This is a genomic window from Vibrio sp. AH4, assembly GCF_030710545.1.
Taxonomy (GTDB): domain Bacteria; phylum Pseudomonadota; class Gammaproteobacteria; order Enterobacterales; family Vibrionaceae; genus Vibrio; species Vibrio metoecus.
Map to the genome: position 1 here is coordinate 254,025 of NZ_JALAIV010000003.1, position 21,191 is coordinate 275,215.

19 protein-coding genes and 1 pseudogene are annotated in these 21,191 nt (G+C 47.0%); 9 read left to right on the forward strand and 11 right to left on the reverse strand.

Features of this window, described 5'->3' with window-relative positions; genetic code table 11:
* Nucleotides 1–678 (forward strand): response regulator, encoded by a 678-nt coding sequence (locus MKA69_RS14280; protein WP_055027910.1) that lies wholly within the window; start codon nucleotides 1–3, stop codon nucleotides 676–678.
* Here the strand turns inward: MKA69_RS14280 and nhaD are convergent.
* Nucleotides 675–2,108 carry a sodium:proton antiporter NhaD gene (gene nhaD, locus MKA69_RS14285; RefSeq protein WP_055044715.1) on the reverse strand — a complete coding sequence of 478 codons (1,434 nt, stop codon included), beginning with the start codon at nucleotides 2,106–2,108 and terminating at the stop codon, nucleotides 675–677. The genes MKA69_RS14280 and nhaD overlap by 4 nt on opposite strands.
* Before the next feature lie 471 nt (nucleotides 2,109–2,579).
* Between nhaD and MKA69_RS14290 the strand changes: the two genes are divergently transcribed.
* Nucleotides 2,580–3,308 (forward strand): nucleoside recognition domain-containing protein, encoded by a 729-nt coding sequence (locus MKA69_RS14290; protein WP_000083668.1) that lies wholly within the window; start codon nucleotides 2,580–2,582, stop codon nucleotides 3,306–3,308.
* Nucleotides 3,305–3,772 carry a YjiG family protein gene (locus MKA69_RS14295; RefSeq protein WP_000005593.1) on the forward strand — a complete coding sequence of 156 codons (468 nt, stop codon included), beginning with the start codon at nucleotides 3,305–3,307 and terminating at the stop codon, nucleotides 3,770–3,772. Before MKA69_RS14290 ends, MKA69_RS14295 begins: the two co-directional genes overlap by 4 nt.
* Before the next feature lie 88 nt (nucleotides 3,773–3,860).
* On the opposite strand, the gene MKA69_RS14300 is transcribed toward MKA69_RS14295, so the two are convergent.
* Together MKA69_RS14300 and MKA69_RS14305 are read right to left on the reverse strand one after the other, a co-directional pair.
* A complete protein-coding gene (locus MKA69_RS14300) occupies nucleotides 3,861–5,159 on the reverse strand; it encodes a dicarboxylate/amino acid:cation symporter (RefSeq protein ID WP_001093090.1) in 1,299 nt (432 codons plus the stop codon).
* A 279-nt stretch (nucleotides 5,160–5,438) separates the two neighbouring features.
* A complete protein-coding gene (locus tag MKA69_RS14305; RefSeq protein ID WP_305848346.1) occupies nucleotides 5,439–6,317 on the reverse strand; it encodes a DMT family transporter in 879 nt (292 codons plus the stop codon).
* Between the two features lie 319 nt (nucleotides 6,318–6,636).
* On the opposite strand from MKA69_RS14305, the gene MKA69_RS14310 reads away from it, so the two are divergent.
* Both MKA69_RS14310 and MKA69_RS14315 read left to right on the forward strand, forming a co-directional pair.
* Nucleotides 6,637–7,728 (forward strand): YdcF family protein, encoded by a 1,092-nt coding sequence (locus MKA69_RS14310; protein WP_305848347.1) that lies wholly within the window; start codon nucleotides 6,637–6,639, stop codon nucleotides 7,726–7,728.
* Nucleotides 7,729–7,847: 119 nt separating this feature from the next.
* Entirely contained in the window at nucleotides 7,848–8,144 is a 297-nt protein-coding gene (locus MKA69_RS14315) for a DUF134 domain-containing protein (protein ID WP_305848348.1), read from the forward strand.
* Nucleotides 8,145–8,310: 166 nt separating this feature from the next.
* On the opposite strand, the gene MKA69_RS14320 is transcribed toward MKA69_RS14315, so the two are convergent.
* Together MKA69_RS14320 and MKA69_RS14325 are read right to left on the reverse strand one after the other, a co-directional pair.
* Nucleotides 8,311–8,940 carry a triacylglycerol lipase gene (locus MKA69_RS14320; protein ID WP_001028274.1) on the reverse strand — a complete coding sequence of 210 codons (630 nt, stop codon included), beginning with the start codon at nucleotides 8,938–8,940 and terminating at the stop codon, nucleotides 8,311–8,313.
* 145 nt (nucleotides 8,941–9,085) lie between these two features.
* Nucleotides 9,086–9,802, reverse strand: a complete 717-nt coding sequence (locus MKA69_RS14325) for an NUDIX hydrolase (protein ID WP_000637377.1) — start codon at nucleotides 9,800–9,802, stop codon at nucleotides 9,086–9,088.
* Between the two features lie 283 nt (nucleotides 9,803–10,085).
* Here MKA69_RS14325 and pncB point away from each other — a divergent pair, with 283 nt between their 5' ends.
* Entirely contained in the window at nucleotides 10,086–11,393 is a 1,308-nt protein-coding gene (gene pncB / locus MKA69_RS14330; RefSeq protein ID WP_001097411.1) for a nicotinate phosphoribosyltransferase, read from the forward strand.
* Between the two features lie 39 nt (nucleotides 11,394–11,432).
* Nucleotides 11,433–12,482, forward strand: a complete 1,050-nt coding sequence (locus MKA69_RS14335) for an oxidoreductase (protein WP_305848349.1) — start codon at nucleotides 11,433–11,435, stop codon at nucleotides 12,480–12,482.
* Here MKA69_RS14335 and MKA69_RS18230 read toward each other — a convergent pair.
* From MKA69_RS18230 to MKA69_RS14355, 5 genes and pseudogenes are all read right to left on the reverse strand, one after another.
* Nucleotides 12,460–12,909, reverse strand: coding sequence for a CZB domain-containing protein (locus MKA69_RS18230; RefSeq protein WP_371131882.1), 450 nt, complete (start codon nucleotides 12,907–12,909; stop codon nucleotides 12,460–12,462). The two genes, MKA69_RS14335 and MKA69_RS18230, sit on opposite strands and share 23 nt — an antisense overlap.
* A pseudogene (locus MKA69_RS18235) lies at nucleotides 12,901–13,560 on the reverse strand (methyl-accepting chemotaxis protein); the annotation flags it as partial. The pseudogene MKA69_RS18235 and the gene MKA69_RS18230, both read right to left, overlap by 9 nt.
* Before the next feature lie 188 nt (nucleotides 13,561–13,748).
* Nucleotides 13,749–14,126: a rhodanese-like domain-containing protein gene (locus MKA69_RS14345; RefSeq protein ID WP_095468679.1), complete on the reverse strand. Its 378-nt coding sequence runs from the start codon at nucleotides 14,124–14,126 to the stop codon at nucleotides 13,749–13,751.
* A 95-nt stretch (nucleotides 14,127–14,221) separates the two neighbouring features.
* Nucleotides 14,222–15,778: an EAL domain-containing protein gene (locus MKA69_RS14350; RefSeq protein WP_305848351.1), complete on the reverse strand. Its 1,557-nt coding sequence runs from the start codon at nucleotides 15,776–15,778 to the stop codon at nucleotides 14,222–14,224.
* Between the two features lie 156 nt (nucleotides 15,779–15,934).
* The gene (locus MKA69_RS14355) at nucleotides 15,935–16,573 is read right to left on the reverse strand and encodes an HAD family phosphatase (protein ID WP_000395664.1); all 639 of its coding nucleotides are present in this window, start codon (nucleotides 16,571–16,573) and stop codon (nucleotides 15,935–15,937) included.
* Between the two features lie 174 nt (nucleotides 16,574–16,747).
* Here MKA69_RS14355 and MKA69_RS14360 point away from each other — a divergent pair, with 174 nt between their 5' ends.
* A complete protein-coding gene (locus MKA69_RS14360; RefSeq protein WP_371131865.1) occupies nucleotides 16,748–18,517 on the forward strand; it encodes a SulP family inorganic anion transporter in 1,770 nt (589 codons plus the stop codon).
* An 86-nt stretch (nucleotides 18,518–18,603) separates the two neighbouring features.
* On the opposite strand, the gene MKA69_RS14365 is transcribed toward MKA69_RS14360, so the two are convergent.
* Nucleotides 18,604–20,283: an RluA family pseudouridine synthase gene (locus MKA69_RS14365; protein WP_305848353.1), complete on the reverse strand. Its 1,680-nt coding sequence runs from the start codon at nucleotides 20,281–20,283 to the stop codon at nucleotides 18,604–18,606.
* A gap of 593 nt (nucleotides 20,284–20,876) precedes the next feature.
* Here MKA69_RS14365 and MKA69_RS14370 point away from each other — a divergent pair.
* A complete protein-coding gene (locus MKA69_RS14370; RefSeq protein WP_000526399.1) occupies nucleotides 20,877–21,161 on the forward strand; it encodes a type VI secretion system PAAR protein in 285 nt (94 codons plus the stop codon).
* Nucleotides 21,162–21,191: the final 30 nt, after the last annotated feature.

The following is a 21,191-nucleotide window of genomic DNA, read 5'->3' on the forward strand; positions in this document are numbered from 1 at the left end:
ATGCTGAGTGTGATTATCGTTGAAGATGATCCGCAAATTGGCGGATTACATGCCCAGTTTGTACAACAAGATGGTCGATTTAAGGTGCTGGCTATGGTCTCTACGTTAGCGGATGCACAACAGATGGTGGCGTGGGCTAAGCCCGATTTACTGATTGTAGATAACTATCTGCCCGATGGGCTCGGCATTGAGCTGGTGAGAAGATTGATTGATGTGCAACCTCGACCAGAATGCATTTTGGTAACGGCTGCTTGTGATCTGGAAACGGCGCAGCAAGCGTATCGGTTCGGGGCTTTTGATTATTTAGTCAAACCAGTCGATTACCGGAGATTGAGTGAGAGCTTGCAGCGATTTCATCGTCTTCATCGGCTCGATGCATCACCTAAGGCGGTACGTCAGCAGGATCTGGATGCGCTCTTTCATCCGCAGCGAGGAAAACCGAATTCAACCATTGATGATTTTACCCTTGAGCAGATGTTAGAACATTTCCCCCATCCACATGTGGAGCATACGGCAGATTCTATGGCTTTACAGCTTGGCATAAGTAAAAGCACCGCGCGACGTTACCTTGATAGCGCCGTTGAAGCTGGGGACATTCTCGCTTATCTAGAGCATGGCAAAGTCGGGCGACCGACTCGGGTTTATCGTCGCCCTCATCTCAATGAAATCGGTCGTTAAGTAAAAAGGTGATTGTTGATCAGTAAGTGCAGCACAATGCTGATCACATAACCCAGTAAGATAACCGGTGTCCATTTCAAGTGACTGACAAAGGTATATTTCCCGTGTGCCGCCCCCATCAGAGCGACTCCCGCGGCGGAGCCAATGGAGAGTAAGCTACCACCAATGCCAGCGGTGAGGGTGACCAATAGCCAGTTACCGACAGACATCTCCGGCTGCATAGACAAGACGGCAAACATCACCGGAATGTTATCCACGACCGAGGAAAGTAACCCAACAAGCACGTTCGCCCAGATAGGGTTCCATTCGGTGTAGATGATTTGTGATACCAAGCCTAAATAGCCAAGCAGACTTAAACCACCGACACACATCACTACACCGTAGAAAAATAGCAGCGTATCCCATTCTGCATGAGAAATACTTTTAAATACGTCAAATGGCACTACAGAGCCAATTCGTTTGAGTGCGGCTTCATCTTTTTTCGCCATCGCTTGCGCGGTTTTCTTCGCCAGTGAGCGTGCGAGAGTTTTGGTTAAATAGAATCCAAAGAGCTGTAAATAAGCGAGCCCCATCATCATCCCCATCACGGGGGGGAAGTGGAAAAATCCGTGGAAGCTGACGGCAGATAGGATGGTACAGATAAACAGCAAGACAATCCGTCGGGCTCCTCGTTTGAGTTCAACCACCTCTTGCGCGCCGGCAGGCGCTTGATTGGGAATAAACAGCGACATGATAAACGCTGGCACTAGAAAGTTAGCCAACGAGGGAATGAACAGATCCATAAACTCAAGAAAGCTCACATGGCCAGCTTGCCAAACCATCAAGGTTGTGATGTCCCCAAATGGGCTGAACGCACCGCCAGCATTGGCCGCCACGACAATGTTGATGCAGGCTAAACTGACAAAACGTTGGTTATCCCCGCCGACTTTGAGTACTACGGCACACATCAATAGAGCCGTGGTGAGGTTATCGGCAATCGGTGAAATGAAAAACGCAAGCCAGCCGGTTATCCAAAACAGAGTGTGAAAGTTAAAGCCTTTATTAATCATCCACGCTTTAAGGGCATCGAATAAACGGCGTTCCTCCATCGCACTGATGTAAGTCATCGCGACTAATAAAAACAGCAACAGCTCAGCGTATTCCAGCAAATTATGCTCTAACGCTTCTCGGGCCACTTCTGTCGCTCCGGTTTGCTGATAAACATAACCTATCATCGCCCAAATGAGCCCCGCCGCGAGCAGCACGGGCTTGGATTTACGCAGTTTGAGGTACTCCTCGAACATCACCAAGGTGTAAGCAACCGCAAAAATAAGCAGTGCGGCATAACCCACATTGGAGTGCGTTAAATCTAAGGTGGTGTCACTGGTCGTTGAGGCAAAACTGTGTGGCGAAAAAAGTATCAAACTAAGTAGTGCTATCCGACCCGTCATAACAAAGCTCCTTCTGAGATTTCCGGCTGACTGGAAGCTATTTGGGGTGTGCGGCACAGCGTTACCTCAGTTGATAGCGGACGCTATAGCTGAGCATGAAAGCACTGGCCGTAACCTGCCACTTCAAGTTGTTGGGGTGATGGGGGAAAGTTAATAAAAAGAGTAGCTCTATGCGAAGTAGGAAGTTGTGACACAGCTTAGAAATGGTTGTTTATTAATCAAATTTTCCGCATGTGCGACTCACTACACGCTATGAAGTTGTTGTGTTTCATTCGTGCAGTGAAGCGTTTTTTACGTGTTTCTTTGTGAGGTGAATTAATTGACTATGCTTTTTATGCGCCATTTCACAAAATAATATTTTATTTTTCATTGTGAGATTAGTTTCATCTTCTCATTGACCTTGATCATCACCTCTAGCACGAAATAAGTGCACCATGGCGTCCAATCTGTTCCAACTTCATAGAGGTTATTATGAGTCAATCGACAACGCTGGAGCGAAAAGTCACTTGGGGATGCTACGTAGCGTTAGCGTTTGCTGTGGTCTTTTTCTCTGGTTTACTGCAGTCCAACCAGTGGTACGGTGTATTTGATTTCACCACGTTAAACGGTGCATTTGGTAAGGTCGCTTACAACGTGAGTGAAACGGCCGATGGCCTGCAAGTGGCCACCACCTCTTTGCGTGGTCAAGGTGGTAGCGGTGCGCGTGATGGTTTCCTTTTCGCACTGACCCTCATCCCTACGGTGATGTTTGCGCTTGGCATGATCAATGTGCTTGAACATTACGGCGCATTAGATGCAGCCCGTAAACTGCTGACTCCTTTGCTGCGCCCAATCATGGGTGTTCCGGGCAACACGGGTTTAGCATTAATTGCTTCGCTACAAAGTACCGATGCTGGTGCCGCGATGACTCGTCAGCTCAAAGACGAAGGTCACATGACTAAGCGCGAGGCGGATGTGTTTACCATGTTCCAGTTCTCGGCTGGGGCAACTATCGTGAACTTTTTCTCTTCTGGTGCGGTGCTCTTTACGCTCACGCTCGCTGATGGTTCAGCCGCGGTGACCTCTTCAATTGGTCTTGCGGTTGCCGTGATGTTTATCTTCAAAATTGTCGGTGCCAACCTTTTCCGCATCTACCTAAATCTGACCGAAGGTAAAGAATCATCTAACCCAGAAGCACAACAAGAGGAAGCGGTAAAATGAGTGAAGTGAAAGCGAAAAAGCCAATGGTGACTGATATCTTCGTCGAAGGGGCGAAGAAAGGTTGGGTGATTGCCACGACTTCAACGGTGCCAAATGTGTTGATGGCGTTCGTGATCATCAAAGCATTGCAAATTACCGGTGCGTTGGATCTTATGGGTACGGTATTTTCACCTGTGATGGCGATTTTTGGTTTGCCAGGTGAAGCGGCGGCGGTACTGATTGGTGCATGGATGTCGATGGGTGGTGCGGTCGGCGTGGTCATCACGCTGTTTGACCAAGGCATTTTGAACGGTACTCATATTGCGATTTTGGCTCCTGCCATCTATTTGATGGGATCACAAGTGCAGTACATCGGCCGTATTCTTGGCCCAATTGGTACGGAAGGTCGCTACATCCCAGTGATGATCGGTATTTCAGTATTGAATGCCTTTGGGGCAATGTGGGTGATGAACCTGTTTTTGTAATTCAGGACATTGTTATGCAAAAGGCCTCGCAAAATGCGAGGCCTTTTCTTTTCATCCCTAAACCACTGCTTTTAATGGCGGTGATTGTTTACGCTTGTGATAGATGTACCGCTTCTTCTTTCTCACCTGCTTTGGGGTCTGAGAAACGAGCTTCATCAAATGCGTTTTCTGATTTCGCCACAATACAAGATACGCACGCATCCCCAGTAATGTTAACCGCGGTGCGGATCATATCGAGTAGGCGGTCGACACCCATAATCAGTGCAATCCCTTCCAGTGGTAGACCCACTTGGTTCAGTACCATCGCTAGCATGACTAAGCCGACCCCAGGAACGCCAGCTGTACCGACAGAGGCGAGCGTCGCCGTCAGGATCACCATCAAGTAATCGGTCATGGTGAGGTCGATATTAAAGGCTTGGGCGATAAACGCCGTCGCGACACCTTGCATGATCGCCGTGCCATCCATGTTGACAGTCGCCCCAAGTGGTACGGTGAAAGAGGCGACTTTGTTATCAACACCCAAACGGTTTTTCACCGTTTCCATGGTGATGGGAATGGTGGCATTGGATGATGCGGTGGAAAACGCAAACATGATGGCATCTTCCATTTTACGGAAGAACACCAACGGGTTTAGACCTGCGAAGGTTTTCAGCATCAAACCGTAAGTGATAAAAGCATGCAGTAATAACGTACCTGCCAGCACCACGAAGTATTCGGCCAGATTCAAAATGGCACCAAGGCCAAGACCGGTGAACAGTTTTGCCATCAGGAAAAATACACCGTATGGCGCTAGGTGCATCAGCATCGCAACCAACTTCATGATCACTTCATTGAGATCACTGAACACTTGGGCAATGCGTTCACCCGGCTTGCCTGCGGCACTGATAGCCACACCAAACAACACAGCAAAGATGATGATCTGCAAGGTATTGCCTTGCGCCATTGCACTGATCGGATTGGTTGGGAACATATCCACAATCACTTTGCCCAGTGATGGAGCTTCCGCCGAGGTAAAATTGCTGGCGGCAGTGAGATCAGCGCCGGCTCCGGGTTGGAATAGGCTACCCATGGTTAGGGCTAACGTGATCGCAATGGCGGTTGTCGCAAGGTAGAAGCCTAAAGTCTTGCTACCCATGCGTCCCAAGGTTGAGAGATCTTTCAGTGAGCTGGTACCACAGACTAGGGAAACAAACACCAGTGGTACGACTAACATTTTCAAACTGGCGATAAAAATTTTTCCGCCAACATCAAACAGTCCATTAACGATATATGCGTCTACAAATCCATTTCCTGCAAACAGGGCGCGAATCGCAAATCCAGTCAAAATACCGGCTACCATACCAAGAATAACCTTGGCGGTGAGCGATAACGGTTTTTTGGTATTCATCCAGAACACTCCTTATAGTTTTTCGCTCTGACATCATTGCAAAGCGAGCGGGAGGTTAGCAGGGGTAAAGAAAAACTCGAAAATAAAAAGCAAATCATGCCACTTCATTGTGATCGTTATCACTTAAACTGCGGCTGATGCTCACTTTTGGTAACAAAGTTTTAGCCTTAAATGTTGTCTTTTGCATCAAATGCAACATATAAGTTTGGATATGCAACAAAAAAAGCCATTCTCATCGAGTGAAAATGGCTGAATATTCTAAGGTGAATGCGTTTGAAATTAATGCGGAAGTAGGGCTTTTCGCAGAGAAAAACCGGTGACCAACATCGTTCCGGTGAGAACGAGTAGGGTGCCAAAGAAGGTATTTAGGCCGATAGGCTCATCAAGGATCCAATACCCCCAGAGAATGCCAAACACCGGGATCAAAAAGGTCACCGATAACGTTGATGCCGCCCCAATCGCTTTGACTAAGCGGAAATAGATTAAATACGCCAAGCCAGTACAGATGACCCCCAATAGCACGACCGCTCCCCATTCCAAACTCGAAGGTTGGGCGCGTAACGGGATAAACCACATCAGCGGAGCCACCCACAAGCAGGCTGCCCACATGCTGCCATGCGCATTTTCAAAAGCGGTAATTTGCGGCGCATGTTTGGTGTAATTGGTGGCTAAGCCGTAACTGCCGGCGGCGAGCGCTGCACAAATGACGGGGAGCGTGGCCTGTTGACCGATGGCTGCCACATCCCAACCTACAATAACCGCAACGCCCATCACACCGCAAACCAGCCCGGTTAAGGCTTTGCGCGTCAATGGTGTTCCATGCCAAAAAAAGCCAATTACCGCTCCCCAGATGGGGGCCGTTGAATTGAGAATGGATAACGTGGATACATTCAGCGTGAGTGCGGCATAAGCAAAAAATAAAAATGGAACGGCCGTGTTGACCAAACCTAATATCATGAAATGCCGCCAATGTTGGCGCACTGGGAGCGACTTTTTCAACAGTAGGGAAACCAAAAGCAAACTGAGTGCTGCAAAACCGACGCGGGCTTCAATCAGATAAGCGGGGCCAAAACTGTGTGCGGCAATGCGCATAAAAAGAAATGATCCTCCCCATATGGCAGCCAAACCCAAAAGTTGCAGCAAGTGCACGAACGACATACCTATCCCCTTTTCCGATTGAGAGCATGTAATCTCAACCACAAAGTCAAAATATGCAATCGACAAATAAAATAGAGTTCCGGAAGTGGCGAGAAAGTGGATGTTAATCCATTAATCTTCCTCTTTTTATCGTTTCTGAGAAGAGAGAGTGGCAGGGTATGGTGGCGTTGGTCGGCTAAGCTAGCCAGAAAGTGAGGTTGCTGCCACTGTTCCATTTTTCTATCCACTAGCGATACCCACTCTGCGAACCGAATCACGGTTTGTTAGGGGGGTACTTCATAGATTGATTTTTTGCTGCTCCAAATAAGGAATCTTCATCATGAATAAATCGCTACTCACTCTCGCTATCACCAGCGTTATGGCTTTCTCCTTACCTTACTCGGCCATCGCGAAGGAGAAGGTGGTGCAGCCGAGTGTTGAATACAGTCAGTTTGTCACTCAGCGGCAAGTGGTTGATCAACTTTTGCAAGAAGCATTGATAGCCTTTAAGTCTCCGGCGCGAGTCTCCCATGCCGGTTTTACCGCAAAAATGCCAAGCAATATGGAGATAGTCACCCAACGGCTGTTAGAGGCTTATCAACTGGAGCCGTATCGTACTGACTTGCTGATCTCGGCAGCTAATGCGCAAATTTATAATAAGAATGTTGATCAAGCGATCGAGTTGTTTAACCAAGCGTTGAGTGTGGCTCCTGATAATGTTGATATACACAGCTACCTTGCGGTGTGGCAAAAATTCAAAGGTAACGAAGTCGCATACCAACAACACATGAAAGCCGTGGAGTCGTTGAATCTTGGCCGAGCTGCTGATCTGCAACGCATCATTGAAACGGTTGATCGGATTATCGCCACGCCTCTGAAAGCTGAAGCCACACAAAAACTGGGGCAAGACGGTGCCATTGTGACTTTGGGTTATGCACTCAACCCTGATGGCTCTATGCATGAGATCCTAATTAAACGTTTGGAAACGACGCTGGCTATGGCAAAAGCCAACCCTGATGCCGTGATTATTTTGACGGGAGGTGTTCCGCAAAACCACAAAACAGAAGGAAAGTTGATGGCTGATTGGTTGGTGGAGCATGGTGTCAGTGCGACACGCATTATTGAGGAAAATTACGCGACCAGCACGGTAGACAATGCGCTGTTCAGTAGTTACGCGTTAGCTCGTCATGGCATTAAGTACGCGACGATTATTAGCTCAGCGAGTCATGTGCGCCGTGGACAAACGCTGTTTGAGATCGCCAGTTGGCAAACAGGGCCAAGAGGAATTACTTTCGATACGGTGTCTTACCCAGATAAACCACTGAGTGAATTAGAAACGGCATCCAGTGGAGAGCTGTTGGGCATTTACCGTGATGCACTCAGAACGTATGGAATGTGGAGTTACCGTTCTTATCCGCTTGAATCTCGTTGATCACATACACTATGGCCGCACCGAGCGGCCTTTTTATTGGATGAAAACGGTGCGGATGAGTTGAGTTTTTGACTCATTTCTCGTTCAATACCTCGGTCTACGTTGATAGGAGCTGTACAGTGGTTCGCCCTAAAATCCCGCGCCGAATTGGTTGCCGCCCGCAAGCCTCTTTTTTTAAGCCTAACGGAATCCCTTTAAGTGAACTGGATAGTGTTACGTTAGCTCCGGATGAGCTTGAAGCCCTAAGGCTGGTTGACCAACTCGGTTTACAACAGCAACAAGCCGCAGTGCAGATGCAAGTATCAAGGCAAACATTAGCCAACTTAGTCAAAGCTGCTCGTTTTAAAGTAGTGGAGTGCTTGCTAAAGCAAAAGGCACTGTTCATTGAGTCTGTTGAAAATGACTCATCGGATTAAGCTATCACATTAATCGAGACAACCCGCCTGTGTTATGGCCAGATGACGAGTAAATTGGGTGTCACAGAACCGCTGTGACCAACCACTTTCTCCTTCTACGATATTGAAAGTGGTTCTTTTGCCAAACTATATTCACCTGGCTCTCCCCGAATTGAGGCTTATCATCTCATTCGGGGATTTTTTTATGGTCGAACTGATGGTGGCGAATGAAATGATCGATTTGGTGAGCGGCTTGATGGCTATACACCAAACCGGTATGGCTTTGATGCAGAAGAAGATGATCGGTCATTCCGCTGATCTGGGTTTCTGCCACCGTCACTGTACCATCGCACAAGGGTGAACCACCGAGCAATAAGGGGCGAAAGCCTAAAGGTAAGGTTCCGGCAATACTGCCGAGTAATTGCGGGAGTTCCCAATGGTCTTGGTGAAGCTCTAGGCCATATAGATTGGCGTTACCTAACATCGCGCCTAAGCCCATTTGTTGAATTTTGCCAACAATTGACGCCCCTTTAAGGGGAGAACCCAAGGTAATCACATGGGAGATCATATTCAGAGGTGGGTGGCGAGAACGTAAATAATGTTTGATCATCAGCCCACCCAGACTATGGCCAACCAGTACGTTAACCTGATCTGGATTTAAGGCATCATCTATCGCCTGAAACACCTTTTCATCATCAATAGAGAGGGTGTTGTAGCTGAGCACTTTCGTCTGGTACCCAAGTTTATTGAGACGCTGGGCAAGAGGTTGCATCACTAAACCATGCATGTACAAACCATGCAAAATGACAATGTTCATCACTAACGGGTTCTCCGATCGCTACGGGCTAGAGGGTTCTATCTAAGCACGCTTGAGGAGGAATAAAAAGAGTGATGAAAAAGAACCGGAGAATGCACGGTGATTTAGGCTTTCTATCCGCGGTGGTAAAGGGAAAAGTGCAGAGTTAGCTACGTAAACAGGTTTGAAAGTATGTCACCTCATTACTCGCGAGTCGATAAACCGTTGCAGGCTTACCACCTTTACCTTTGCTTGAAGCTGCCATGCGCTGCGTGCTGGCAATCACACCTGTATCAATCAGCCGGCGCTTAACCGTCATCCGGTTCATTTCAACCCCGAATTTGGCGTACGCGTCAATAATGTCCGCCACCAGAAACTCGTGTTCAAGTGAAAATAGCACCACGGAGGTGTACTCCACTGCTGCGCGCAACTTCTTCCATGCGTGTTGAATTTGTGCCACATGATCAAACGCTAAGGGCTGTTTGCCTTGCAAAATACTCTCCAGTGCAAACCAATCAACACGGCTTTTATCCATTCCGGCATCTTCAATCTGTTTGACGTTGGAGTGATTAAGCAAGGCGTAGTGAGAAATACTGATGCTCCAACCACTGGGATCGCGCTTAGGGTTGCCATCCACTAAAGGGTCACTAATAAAGTTCGGGTAGGTATGGATTTTTTGCCGGCAAATGCGGCGGCGTGCCGAGTCAAAATCTTTATCCGCCGGCTCTCCTCCTTGTCCACTCAGATCCTCATCGAATACCCAACCGCCTGGGATTGCCCACAGGCCACAGTCTGGTCGATTGGGATTGCTGCGTTTGACTAATAAAGTCTCAATGCCCGTGGGAGCAAGACGCAAGCAGATCATATCGATGGTGACAATCATACAACTTTCCTAAAGTGAGATGCGGCTATTCTAGGTAACTGAAAGGTAAGGGTCAAATGTAAATAACGGAATGTGACAAACTTATTGTGCAGAAAACCTACCAGCTAATCGACTCATTATAAAGTGAGCTGCCTAGCTTAGTTGACGGTATAACATGCTAATCCATGTTATGAACATGGGTTTGTCACAAAAGTTGACAAACATAGGTGGCTCGATTATCGTGCCAGCAAAAGTTAGCAACAAAATGTTACTAACATCAGAAGTGAACTGAAGGAAGGCTACCATGAACACGCGCCTGTTTTCTCCCCACATCATTCGTAGTCTGCTTGACCTCGATGCCTACAAAATCAATATGATGCAGGCGATACATCACTTTTATCCGGATGTTTCGGTCCGTTATGAATTGATTGTGCGTAGTGATGAAGATGTCAGTACACTGCTTGATGAAATACGCCAAGAAATCACTCAGCTCGGGTCATTACGTTTTTCCGATGCGGATATTCACTACCTGACGCAACATGCGCCGCACCTCAAACCGACTTTCTTGCAATCGCTGCGTTATTTCCGTTTTACACCGCAAGAGCAAGTGGAAATGGGCATTCTTAAGCAGGCAGGCAAACAACAGTTGCGAATTGGTATTCGTGGCAGTTGGCGCGATACGATTTTGTATGAAACTCTCGTGATGGCGATTGTCTCGGAAGTTCGTAGTCGCCAGCGTTGGGCAGATGTGCCAGAAACATTGCCGATCAGTGTGTTACACAACAAACTTAACCATCTAAAAGCAGAGATTGCTCGTCGCGGCATCACCAACTTTTCACTGACTGAAATGGGAACGCGTCGCCGTTTTTCCAGCCAAGTACAGCGCGACGTATTGGCGTGCTTGAAGCAAGAAATTCCGCAATGGATGTTGGGGACCAGTAATTACCATTTTGCTCGCGAGTTTGATCTCAAACCGATTGGTACCATTGCCCATGAGTGGTTTATGGGTCATCAAGCCCTAGTCAATGAACGTGATTCACAGCAAGTGGCCTTAGAGCGTTGGTTGGCTGCATTTGACGGTATGTTGGCGATTGCCCCAACAGATACCTTAACCATTGATGCTTTTTTGAATGATTTTAACCGCCATTTAGCGAATGCTTACGATGGTGTGCGACATGATTCCGGCTGCCCATTCCGCTGGGGAGACAAGATGATTGCTCATTATCAGCAGTTGGGGATAGACCCCATGAAGAAACTGTTTATTTTCTCTGACGGTTTGGATTTTGAGCAGGCGCTGGATCTGTGTGAGTACTTTGCCGGACGGGTGAACATTTCATTTGGAATTGGCACCTTTTTAACCAATGACTTGGCACAATGGCGCAACACAGCAGGGGTTGAGTATCGTCCCTTGTCTATCGTTATCAAATTGGCAGAGTGCCAAGGTCGCCCTGTTGCCAAAATTAGTGATCAGCCAGAAAAAGCGATGTGTGAAGACCCGATCTTTTTGGCAAACTTGAAGCGTCGTTTCAATATTGAACTGGATGTTGATGCCCTTATCCAAGAGCTTCGTCAGCAAAAGCGGTCACCCCGACATTATATTTCGGCGGCATGATCTATTTCCCACTCTGCGTTTAACGAAAGGTTGTTTGCTATGCAAGAGAGAGCATTAAAGGTCGGCGTTATTGGTTATGGATATTCCGCAAAAACCTTCCACTTACCGTTTATTGAGGCATTAGATTCGCTGACGCTGGCTGCGATCAGCTCTAGCCAGCAGCAAACGGTACAACAAGCGCATCCTCAGGTCGCGTACTTTGATACCGCTGAACGTCTGATCACAGAAAGTGATATTGAGTTGGTGATCATTACCGCACCGAATGATGTGCATTTCTCTCTTGCTAAACTGGCGTTAGAACAGGGTAAACACGTGATTGTGGAAAAGCCTTTTGTTACACGTATTGAGCAAGGCAAAATCCTCATCGAATTAGCGCAACAGAAAAACTTAGTATTGAGTGTGTTTCATAATCGACGTTGGGATGGGGATTTTCTGACCATCAAGACACTGATTGAGGACGGCCGACTTGGCGAGATTAAACTGTTTGAATCACATTTTGATCGTTATCGCCCTATCGTTCGTCAACGTTGGCGTGAGCAAGCTCAAGAAGGCGGCGGCATTTTGTTCGATTTAGCACCACACCTACTCGATCAAGCCTTAGCGTTGTTTGGCCTTCCGCAGTCGTTATCGGCGGATTGCCGAATTATGAGGCCAGAGGCGACTACGATTGATTATTTTGATCTGCAACTGTACTACCCACAACAGGTAGTGCGGCTGCATGCCAACTTGTATAGCCCTGAACCCAACGTGCGTTATCAAGTGCTCGGTAGCTTAGGTAAGTTCGTGAAATATGGATTAGATCCACAAGAAGATCGTTTGAAAGCTGGTGTTGTGCCTTGTACTCCTGAATGGGCGCAAGAAACGCCAGAGCAGTTTGGGGTGTTCTATCACGCGGAAGGAAGTGAGGTTATTCCGACTGAGCAAGGTGGATATCAACACTACTTTCAACAAGTTGTGGCGGCGATTCGTGATGGCAAGGCCAATCCAGTGAGTGCGGAATCGGCGCTACGCTCCATCCAACTGATTGAGTTGGCCTTAGAGAGTAGCGCGCAAGGTTTACGAATGGCTATTGCTCAAGATGGTGAATAATTTCACCCAGTAAGCGGTCAATCACACTGGTCACATCAAAGCTGGCATTCTCCATCATCGACAAGTGGTTGATGATGGAAGGGATGTTACCTGAAGCATACGCTTTCAAGGCTTGTTGCCCCGCATCATGCACTTGTTTATGCGGCTTATCTAAGCTGGAAAAACTGGGAAGATGGCTGTAGAGTTTTGCGCCTTCACCTTCAAAGTACCAACGTCCTAAGCGGCATTCATGATGTGTCACAACATGCCCTTCCTTGTTTCCTTCATCAAGATGTTTATAGACCTGATGCTTCCAAACCGCATGATCCAATTTGACGGTATTGAGGAACATCGTCGCGGTCGACATTCCAATCACAAACTGCATATGTTTGGAGCGCGATAACACTTCAGAAACGACCGATTTAATCTGATTGGCGGTGACTTCCATATCTTGAGTGATGGTCTGGTTATCGACAGTGGAGTTTTTGATATCGGAGGTTTGAGACACCACTTGGCTGACAAGCTCATGGATTTTTTCACTGGCTTGCTGTGCCTTAGCCGCTAAGGAACGAACCTCATCAGCCACAACGGCAAATCCACGCCCACTCTCACCGGCACGAGCGGCTTCAATCGCAGCATTGAGCGCCAGTAAATTCGTTTGTGAGGAGATTTCTTGAATAGTGTGAACCAAATTACCGATAGAGGACGCGGTTTGATCGAGTTGGTTGGCGGCTTGCATGTTCTGTTTAGCTTGACGGTCGATTTCAAGCGTACGTTGTGAAAGCTGCTCCAGTGCGTGGTGAGTTTGATTAAAGAGTTGCCCAAACTCTTGAAGCGTTTGATTTTCTGCCACTAAATTTTGGGTGTTTTCAGCAAGCCCATTTCGAATCACATCCAACAGTTTTCCCCCCGTCAATTGGTTGGAGGCTAAGGTGCTCATCAGCAACGCATCTTGGTTGATCTGGCGAATCTCAGAGTCTTTTTGTTGGATGATGGCTTGTAAGCGGGCGAGTTCTTGTTGATGGGCTTGAGTGATCTGCTCAAGTTGTTGTTTAAGAGTGTCTCGCTCATGCACGAGGGCTTTATTAAATAGCAGCATAGTGTCCCCTAAAAGCGGTGAGCCGAGTGGGCAAAGTAACCGCAATTCTAAAATAATGACTTTTATTGTTTTTAGTTGAGCCTAGCGCTGCGCAATGCAAGGATAGCGCGCAAATCGCTGTGGTGGCTATTATTCCTTGGTCGTAGCGCTTCTTGAATGAGGGTTTCTCATCGGCTCAACGTGGTGAATTATTGGTCGGGTTTGGCATCGACTAGGCGAATGGCGCGTTGCATTTCATCATAGCCACCGCCATTGTGTACTTGTGTGTAACCTTGGCCTATTAAGTATTTTTGAGCCATCCCTGAACGATTACCGCTGCGACAATAAACCACAATCGGCCGATCTTTTGCGATGGATTGAAACGCCGTTTCTACTTCGCTGAGTGGCCAGTTTAAAGCATTGTCAAGGTGGCCTTGGGCATATTCTTCAACGGTGCGGACGTCAACTAATAACGCGCCTTCCCGTATCATTTGCCAGGCGATATCGGCGCGTTCAGAAGCGTGTGCTCCTGTACTCATCCAAGCGGTAAACAGTGCGACGATTGCTTTAAGCCAGTTTTGTTGCATGTCAGGAACTCCTTATCCCAAAATGGAGTGCCTAATTTGCTATGAGAACCCTTACAGAATCAAGTGATTTATTGTTTGTCCGCGGTGTTCTTGGCTCAGTCTGGCGTAGCAACATGAAAAGCCAGCGCTTCATTGATTGGCATTGGCTTGGCATAAAAATAGCCTTGAATCCAGTACACGCCGCGCTCTGCTAAGTAATCGACTTGGTGTTTCCCTTCAACGCCTTCTGCGATCACTTCAATATTTCCTTGTTTAGCCGAGGCGATGATGGAATCTAGAACACTGATTTTTACATCACTGGTATCGATAGTATCGACAAACATTTTGTCTATTTTGATACTGCTGATCTGTAGGTTTTGTAAGTAAGCGAATCCGCCGTAACCAGTACCAAAGTCATCAATTTTAAATTGGTAGCCCTTTTTCAGAAGATAAAACACTTCTTCTTGAGCTTGGGTCATGGTTTTGATAGGTACTCGCTCAGTCAATTCAAATTTGAGCCGTTCGCTGTATGGCCACTGGAGTTGTTCCAGTAAATGCGACAGATGATGTTGTTCAAGGTGATCGGCCACGACATTAATACTGACCCAGCGCGATGCGGGGATGCGCACTAAATCTCGATAGACTTGATGCATCAGCTGGTTAGTGATTCGAACAATCAAACCTGAGTTTTCAGCTGTGGAAATAAACATTCCGGGCGGAACCAATTGATGGCCCTTTTTCCAGCGTAATAGCACTTCATAACCGACAACTTCTTGGGTTCTGGAATCGACAATAGGTTGGTAGTAAGGAACAAACTCTTCATCACGTAGCCCTTTTTCGATCAAGCCTTCAATCGAATTCCGATAGTTCCGCAAAATAAGGTAGCTACTTGCTAGCAGCAGCCCCAATAGCAAAGTGATGGGGATGCCCCAAACAAGAGTCTCTTGGCGAGCAAAGTCGTGTAAAGCTTCACCGGCAATCAATGTTTGTTCGCTATGGAATGGTGCCACCCCCGCAATGCGATGGACGGAAATATGGTCAGGTTGATGGGCGAGAGCGGGGTTGCCGCGCTGGATCGCCAATTCACTGAGCATCGGGTCTAAAAATCTGAATTGTAAATAAAAACAGTCGGTACAGGTTTGTCGCAACTGCTCTTGCGCCCAACTGCCATCAATGACCCAAAACATTCGCCCCCTTGGCTCTATATATTGAACTAAGAGTTCTCTAGAGGCTGTCTGGCTTTTCGGGGTCGCAGAGAGGTGGAATCCAGCAGGTAATGAGGCTTCAGAATGATGACTGATGTGCGTTTGGTCGATCGGATGAGGAAATTGAATAGGATAACCAATCGTTGAGCAACCGACGCCTTGCGCATTCTCAACGCCGATCAAACGGACGAACCGGTTGTAAAACTGTGGGTCACGGATCAGACGAATATCCTCGATATCACAACGGAAGGAAACCGACTGAGCTTGTTTTTGGATCATGCTGTCTAAGGCAAAGCTTCGTTGGTCAAGATATTGATTAATCTGAGAGAATTTCTGATTTAGTAAGTATTGGGCAACATAGGGTACCCAAAGTTGTTGAGTCAGTAAAAAAACAACGCACGGCGCACTGAGAATCGCGAGCGCAATCCTTGTGGGTATTTTTGAAATCACAGTCTTTCCTTTAGCCATGGCGATGTATCATCGTGGCGAATAAGACATGAACTATGTAACACAATGAAATGCAAAGCAACGCATGGATGTGTCTTGTTTATGATGATGAGGTTGTTTTGCGATGACCGGAACAACGAGAGAATCACGCCGCGTCTTGTCACGGCGTCGTATAAGTTACAGCAGTTCGATCACCTCATTTAAACTGCGACAAATGGGATGCCCCAAGGCAATAACCTCGGCACTGGGTTTCACTAAATCTGGAATTTGAAACGCACGCATTTGCGCAGCAACGGCTGCTTTGATGCCGTTGTTGGAATCTTCAAACGCTAGGCAGTGTTCAGGTTTCACCCCTAAGCGTTGCGCGGCGAGCAGGTAGATTTCTGGGTGAGGCTTACCCTGTGCCACTTCACAGCCCGTGGTGACGATATCAAAATAAGTATCTAAACCCGCGAGTTGCAATTTGACTTGCGCGACCTCTTTTTGAGTCGAAGTCGCAACGGCGAGGGGGATAGAACGGGCTTTTAGCCAGTCGAGTAATGCCAACACGCCTTCTTTATGGGGAATGGCTTCATGCATGACCACCGCGTTATATCGTTGGCGCCACTCGTGATGTAATCTCGGTAAATCATCACCATAGGCTTGGCTGAGAATACCGTTGATCGTTTTGGCATTACAACCGATCACGGATAAATACACCTCTTGATAAAAAGGCAATTCACAAGCAGCGCAGGCTTCTTGAAACACGCGCATGCACACTCGTTCGGTATCGAGCAGTAGCCCATCCATATCAAAAATGGCAGCTTGAAATTCCATCATTTCCACCTACGTCAAAAAAGTGAGCGGGTATTGTCCCATACTTTATGGATGACTGAGAACCCCTCATCGAAGAGAGCATTTTAAATCAGCAAATTAGCGGGAGAGTTACAACAATTTCCGCTAAACTATGTTGCAAAACAATGACAATTTTATGCCTAACAGGTGAGAGAATTGAAATCAGCATGGATACGGCAGTGGTTCCCCGGACTCTACCAATTTAAAGATTATGAACGGGGATGGGTTACGGATGATGTTCGCGCCGCATTTTCCGTGGTCGCGGTGGCGTTACCTGTTGCAATTGCTTATGCGCAGTTGACGGGTGTGCCAGCGATTGTGGGTCTTTACTCTTGTGTTTTGCCGATGCTGGTTTATGCCTTAATGGGTACATCACGCCAATTGATCGTCGGGCCAGATGCCGCTACCTGTGCGGTTATCGCAGCAGTGGTGACCCCTCTTGCTGCCGGAGATACGACCAAACATTGGCAGTTGGTGATGACGATGACGGCCATGACCGGGTTTTGGTGCATTCTTGCTAGCCGACTAAAACTGGGTATTTTCGCTGATTTTCTTTCTCGCCCGATCTTGCTTGGGCTTTTAAATGGTGTTGCCCTGACCATCATTGTTGGTCAGTTTGCCAAAGTCCTCGGTTTGAAATATGAGAAACGTTACTTACTTGAGCGGATTATTGAGGCTCCCGATCTACTGTATTCATTACATTGGCAAACCTTGGGTTTGAGTATTCTGACGTTGACGACTTACCTTGTTATCAAACGCTGGCAACCTCGCTGGCCGGCGGCGATGTTTGCCATTATGGTTGCGGCGTTGTTGGTTTGGGGACTGGATTTAGAGAGTGTCGGGGTACAAGTGGTGGGGGTGATTCAAGGTGGTTTACCTGAATTTCAAGCTCCAGCTTTTGACTTAGGGATAAGCCGTGAGTTGGTTATGCCTGCACTGAACTTAGCCATGGTGAGTTTTGTGAGTATGATGCTGACCGCGCGCAGTTTTGCCGCTAAAAATGGTTACGATATTGACGCAGATAAAGAGTTTCGTGCACTTGGCGTGGCGAATGTCGCCGCGGCTTTCTCGCAAGGTTTTGCGATCAGCGGTGCGGATTCTCGTACTGCAGTGAATGATGCCAATGGAGGTAAATCACAGCTGGTTTCTGTGATTGCCGCCTTGATGATTGCGTTAGTCGCTGTTTTTGCTTATCAACCACTCCAGTTCATTCCGGTTGCAGCGTTGGGGGTGGTATTGGTGATCGCATCGCTTTCTTTACTGGATTTCAAAGGGATCTGGAATCTCAGAAAGCGCGATAAAGATGCTTTTTATCTGGCACTGATCACGTTCATTTCGGTGTTAGTGGTTGGGGTTATTCCGGGCATTACGCTGGCAGTGCTATTGGGATTGTTCCAATTTCTCAAAGTGATCATGCGCCCCACCGATCAAATGATGGGACTTGATGATGAAGGAACCCTGCGTACCTTAGATGGCTCAGAGAAAGCCAAACCCATTCCCGGCATGGTGATTTTCCGTTTCAATTCACCGTTGACTTACTTCAATGCCCCTTATTTCAAACGACGCATCCTTGATCAAACGGAACGAGAAGGAACGCAAGTCGGTTGTGTCGTTATCGATGCGGTGGCCTGTTTTACTCACTTAGATCTTAGCGTGATGGCGATGCTGGCAGATTTGCATGGCATACTTAAAAAACGCGGTATTCGCTTAATCCTTGCAGGGCGAAAGCGGAGTTTGCGCCACTGGTGTGAGTTAACTGGAATTAATAGTTCTGAAGGTGGAGTGGTATTGCGTGCGGATATGTATTTAGCGATTAAGCTGAGTGGTTGTTACTTAAGTGCGATGGAGGAAGGCCATGTTCCTGCGGTACAAAAAGAGCCAGACATCAGCGTACTGCTCACTCCGACTGCGCCGGAAGTCGCGTAATTCAAAGGTTGGTTTTAAAGGGGCTCTGTGTGAGCCCCTTTCCTTTTCCCTACTCTTTCCCCACCCAAGGTGTAAGTGGTGAAGGCTTAAAAATCTGGGTTTACTTGGAAAGTCATAAGTTGTTTGGTGTAAGGGTGGGTAAAACACAACTGCTCAGCATGCAAATGCAAACGTTGTGCTTGTTGACCATACAAATCATCACCCACAATCGGGCAATCTAACCCAAGTTGATGCGCGCAATGAACCCGCAGCTGGTGGGTTCGACCAGTATGTGGGTAGAGATAAACTCGGGTTCGACCTTGTTCAATGCGGATCACTTCCCAATGTGTGAGGGCCGGTTTGCCTTGTTGGAGGCATACTTTTTGTCTCGGTCTATCATCAAGATCGCCACATAAAGGTAATTGAATTTCACCTCGATCTGCATCCAGCGTTCCTTCCAACAGTGCGACATATCGTTTTTGTACTGCACGAGTAATAAACTGTTTTTGCAGATGTTTATTGGCACGCCGAGTCAATGCAAAGACCAAAAGCCCAGAAGTCGACATATCGAGACGGTGTAGGGCGAAGACCCCTTCGGCATCGCGAAATTGTGCTTGTAAGCGACTCAGCACAGAATCATGCACATGTACTCCTGGCACAGAGAGAAACTCCGAGGGTTTGTTGACCACTACGATGGCGTCATCCTGATACACAATGTCGATCTCTTGACCTTCGGCTGGATTGCTGAGTAATGGATTTTCTTCTAACTCCATCCCACGCAGCATGTGTGCCAAGATTGGCTGACATTTACTTTGGCAAGCAGGATAAAACTTTTTATGTTGCCGAATTTCTGACTTAGGGGAACGTCCCCACCAAAACTCGGCTAACGCAATGGGTTTGAGTTGATGCTTAAACGCATAGTGCAGCAGTTTAGGCGCTGCGCACTCTCCCGAACCCGCAGGAGGCAACGGATTTTTAGTGACGGAAAATAGATCGACAAGATTTTTCTCAACTCCACTTATATTGAGAAATCGATAGGCTGAAAACAGTTTGGTTTGTAGCGCCGCTGACCGCTGTTTGCGTTGTTGCTTCAACTGCATGATGGCCGCCAGTTTACTGTCTAATTGCGTTTGCGTATTGGTGATACGCTGTTCCCAATCCTGTTTGAGCTGATGTAATTGCCGTTTTTGTAATACGCTCGCTTCGGCAAGGGTTGCGAACAGTGTTGTCCGTTCAGATTCCGGCAATTCCTTTGCATGCTCACGCTGTTGTTTACGATAGTGGCGTTGCTCTACCATCAATAAACGATGTTGCTCTAATGCTTGTGCCGCTAGGCCGCGATCTTCTTCGAGAAGACGAGCGAGGCGCGTCAGCTGTGGATCCGCTTCTTGCTCACGAACTTGCTGATTGATTGCCGCAATTTCATCGCCATCGATACGGAAAAAGCGCTCATCAGCAAAACGATCAAAGACTGGAGGGACAAAACCGGGTAATTCATTCCGCTCAGCTAATTGACCAGAAAATGCCGATAAATAGCCTAATTGCCCAGAGAGATGCTGTACTACTAAAACGCCAAACATTTTGCCATGGGCTTGTGGATCGGAATCGGTTAAGCCAAATGGGTGATACCACTGGTTTTGGGTCAGTAAATGTTGTTGTAGCTCATGGGCTGCTACTTCACACAATGGATGAGGTTGATAACAAAATGGATAAGTAAAACGTTCTGGTAGTGCGATCTTAGCTATTGATGACTCAAAGTGAGTAAAGCAGTGGGGTAACGCAGACATAACAAGCAACAAGGTGGATTCAAGCCAAAGCGTATTTTACTCGCTTAGGCATTATTTGTCAGGCAATGTTTCGGTTTCACCTATTCATCTCAACGTAATTTCCCCCTTCTCTTTTAGAAGAATGATTACGAGCCTAGCTTCATAATAAATCATTAAATGATTGGAATTCGATTAAATAATGGCCATTATGAGTTTGGCCAAATACATAATTAATTACAATGTAAGAATGAGTTGTAAATGTGGCAAAAAGTTTATTATTAAAGTGGGTACTTATAAAAATGGTCTATTTTTATAGAGAGCTAATATTTAGAAATATCTAAATTATAGTATTTAGGATAGTAATTTATATTTACTAGTTTAATTATTAATATAAGTTAAATCGGAATAGATATCTCAAGCCTGTAATATTTTTTTGTTTTTTGACACGGTCATGACATTGGGTGTTTTTGGGCAATTTTTTGCCCAACATGGTCTGTATTATGTATCTCTGGGCAAAATATTACCCAGAAGTGGGTGGCTTATCGACGTGCTTTCGTAACAAAGTGTGGAACATTAATTGCTTGAAACTTTATAAATTAAATAGAGGATCAAATATGGGTAACGGAATCGTAGTCGGGCATATTGGTACAGATCACGATGGTTTTCCTCCTACGCCGATCACGGCTGGTTCAGGAACAGTTCGCTACGATGGCATTCCAGCCGCTCGGGTTGGTGATCCGTTAGCGCCTCATGATAAGCCGAAACATCCGGCACATGGTCGTACGATTGCGGCAGGATCTGGCAGCGTCATGATTGATGGTAAGCCAGCAGCAAGATCGGGAGACGCCGTTGATTGCGGTGGAGTATTGCAGGGGGCGAGTAGTGTCAATATTGGGTAACGTGTTGATTTGTTTAGTAGGCTTACTAGC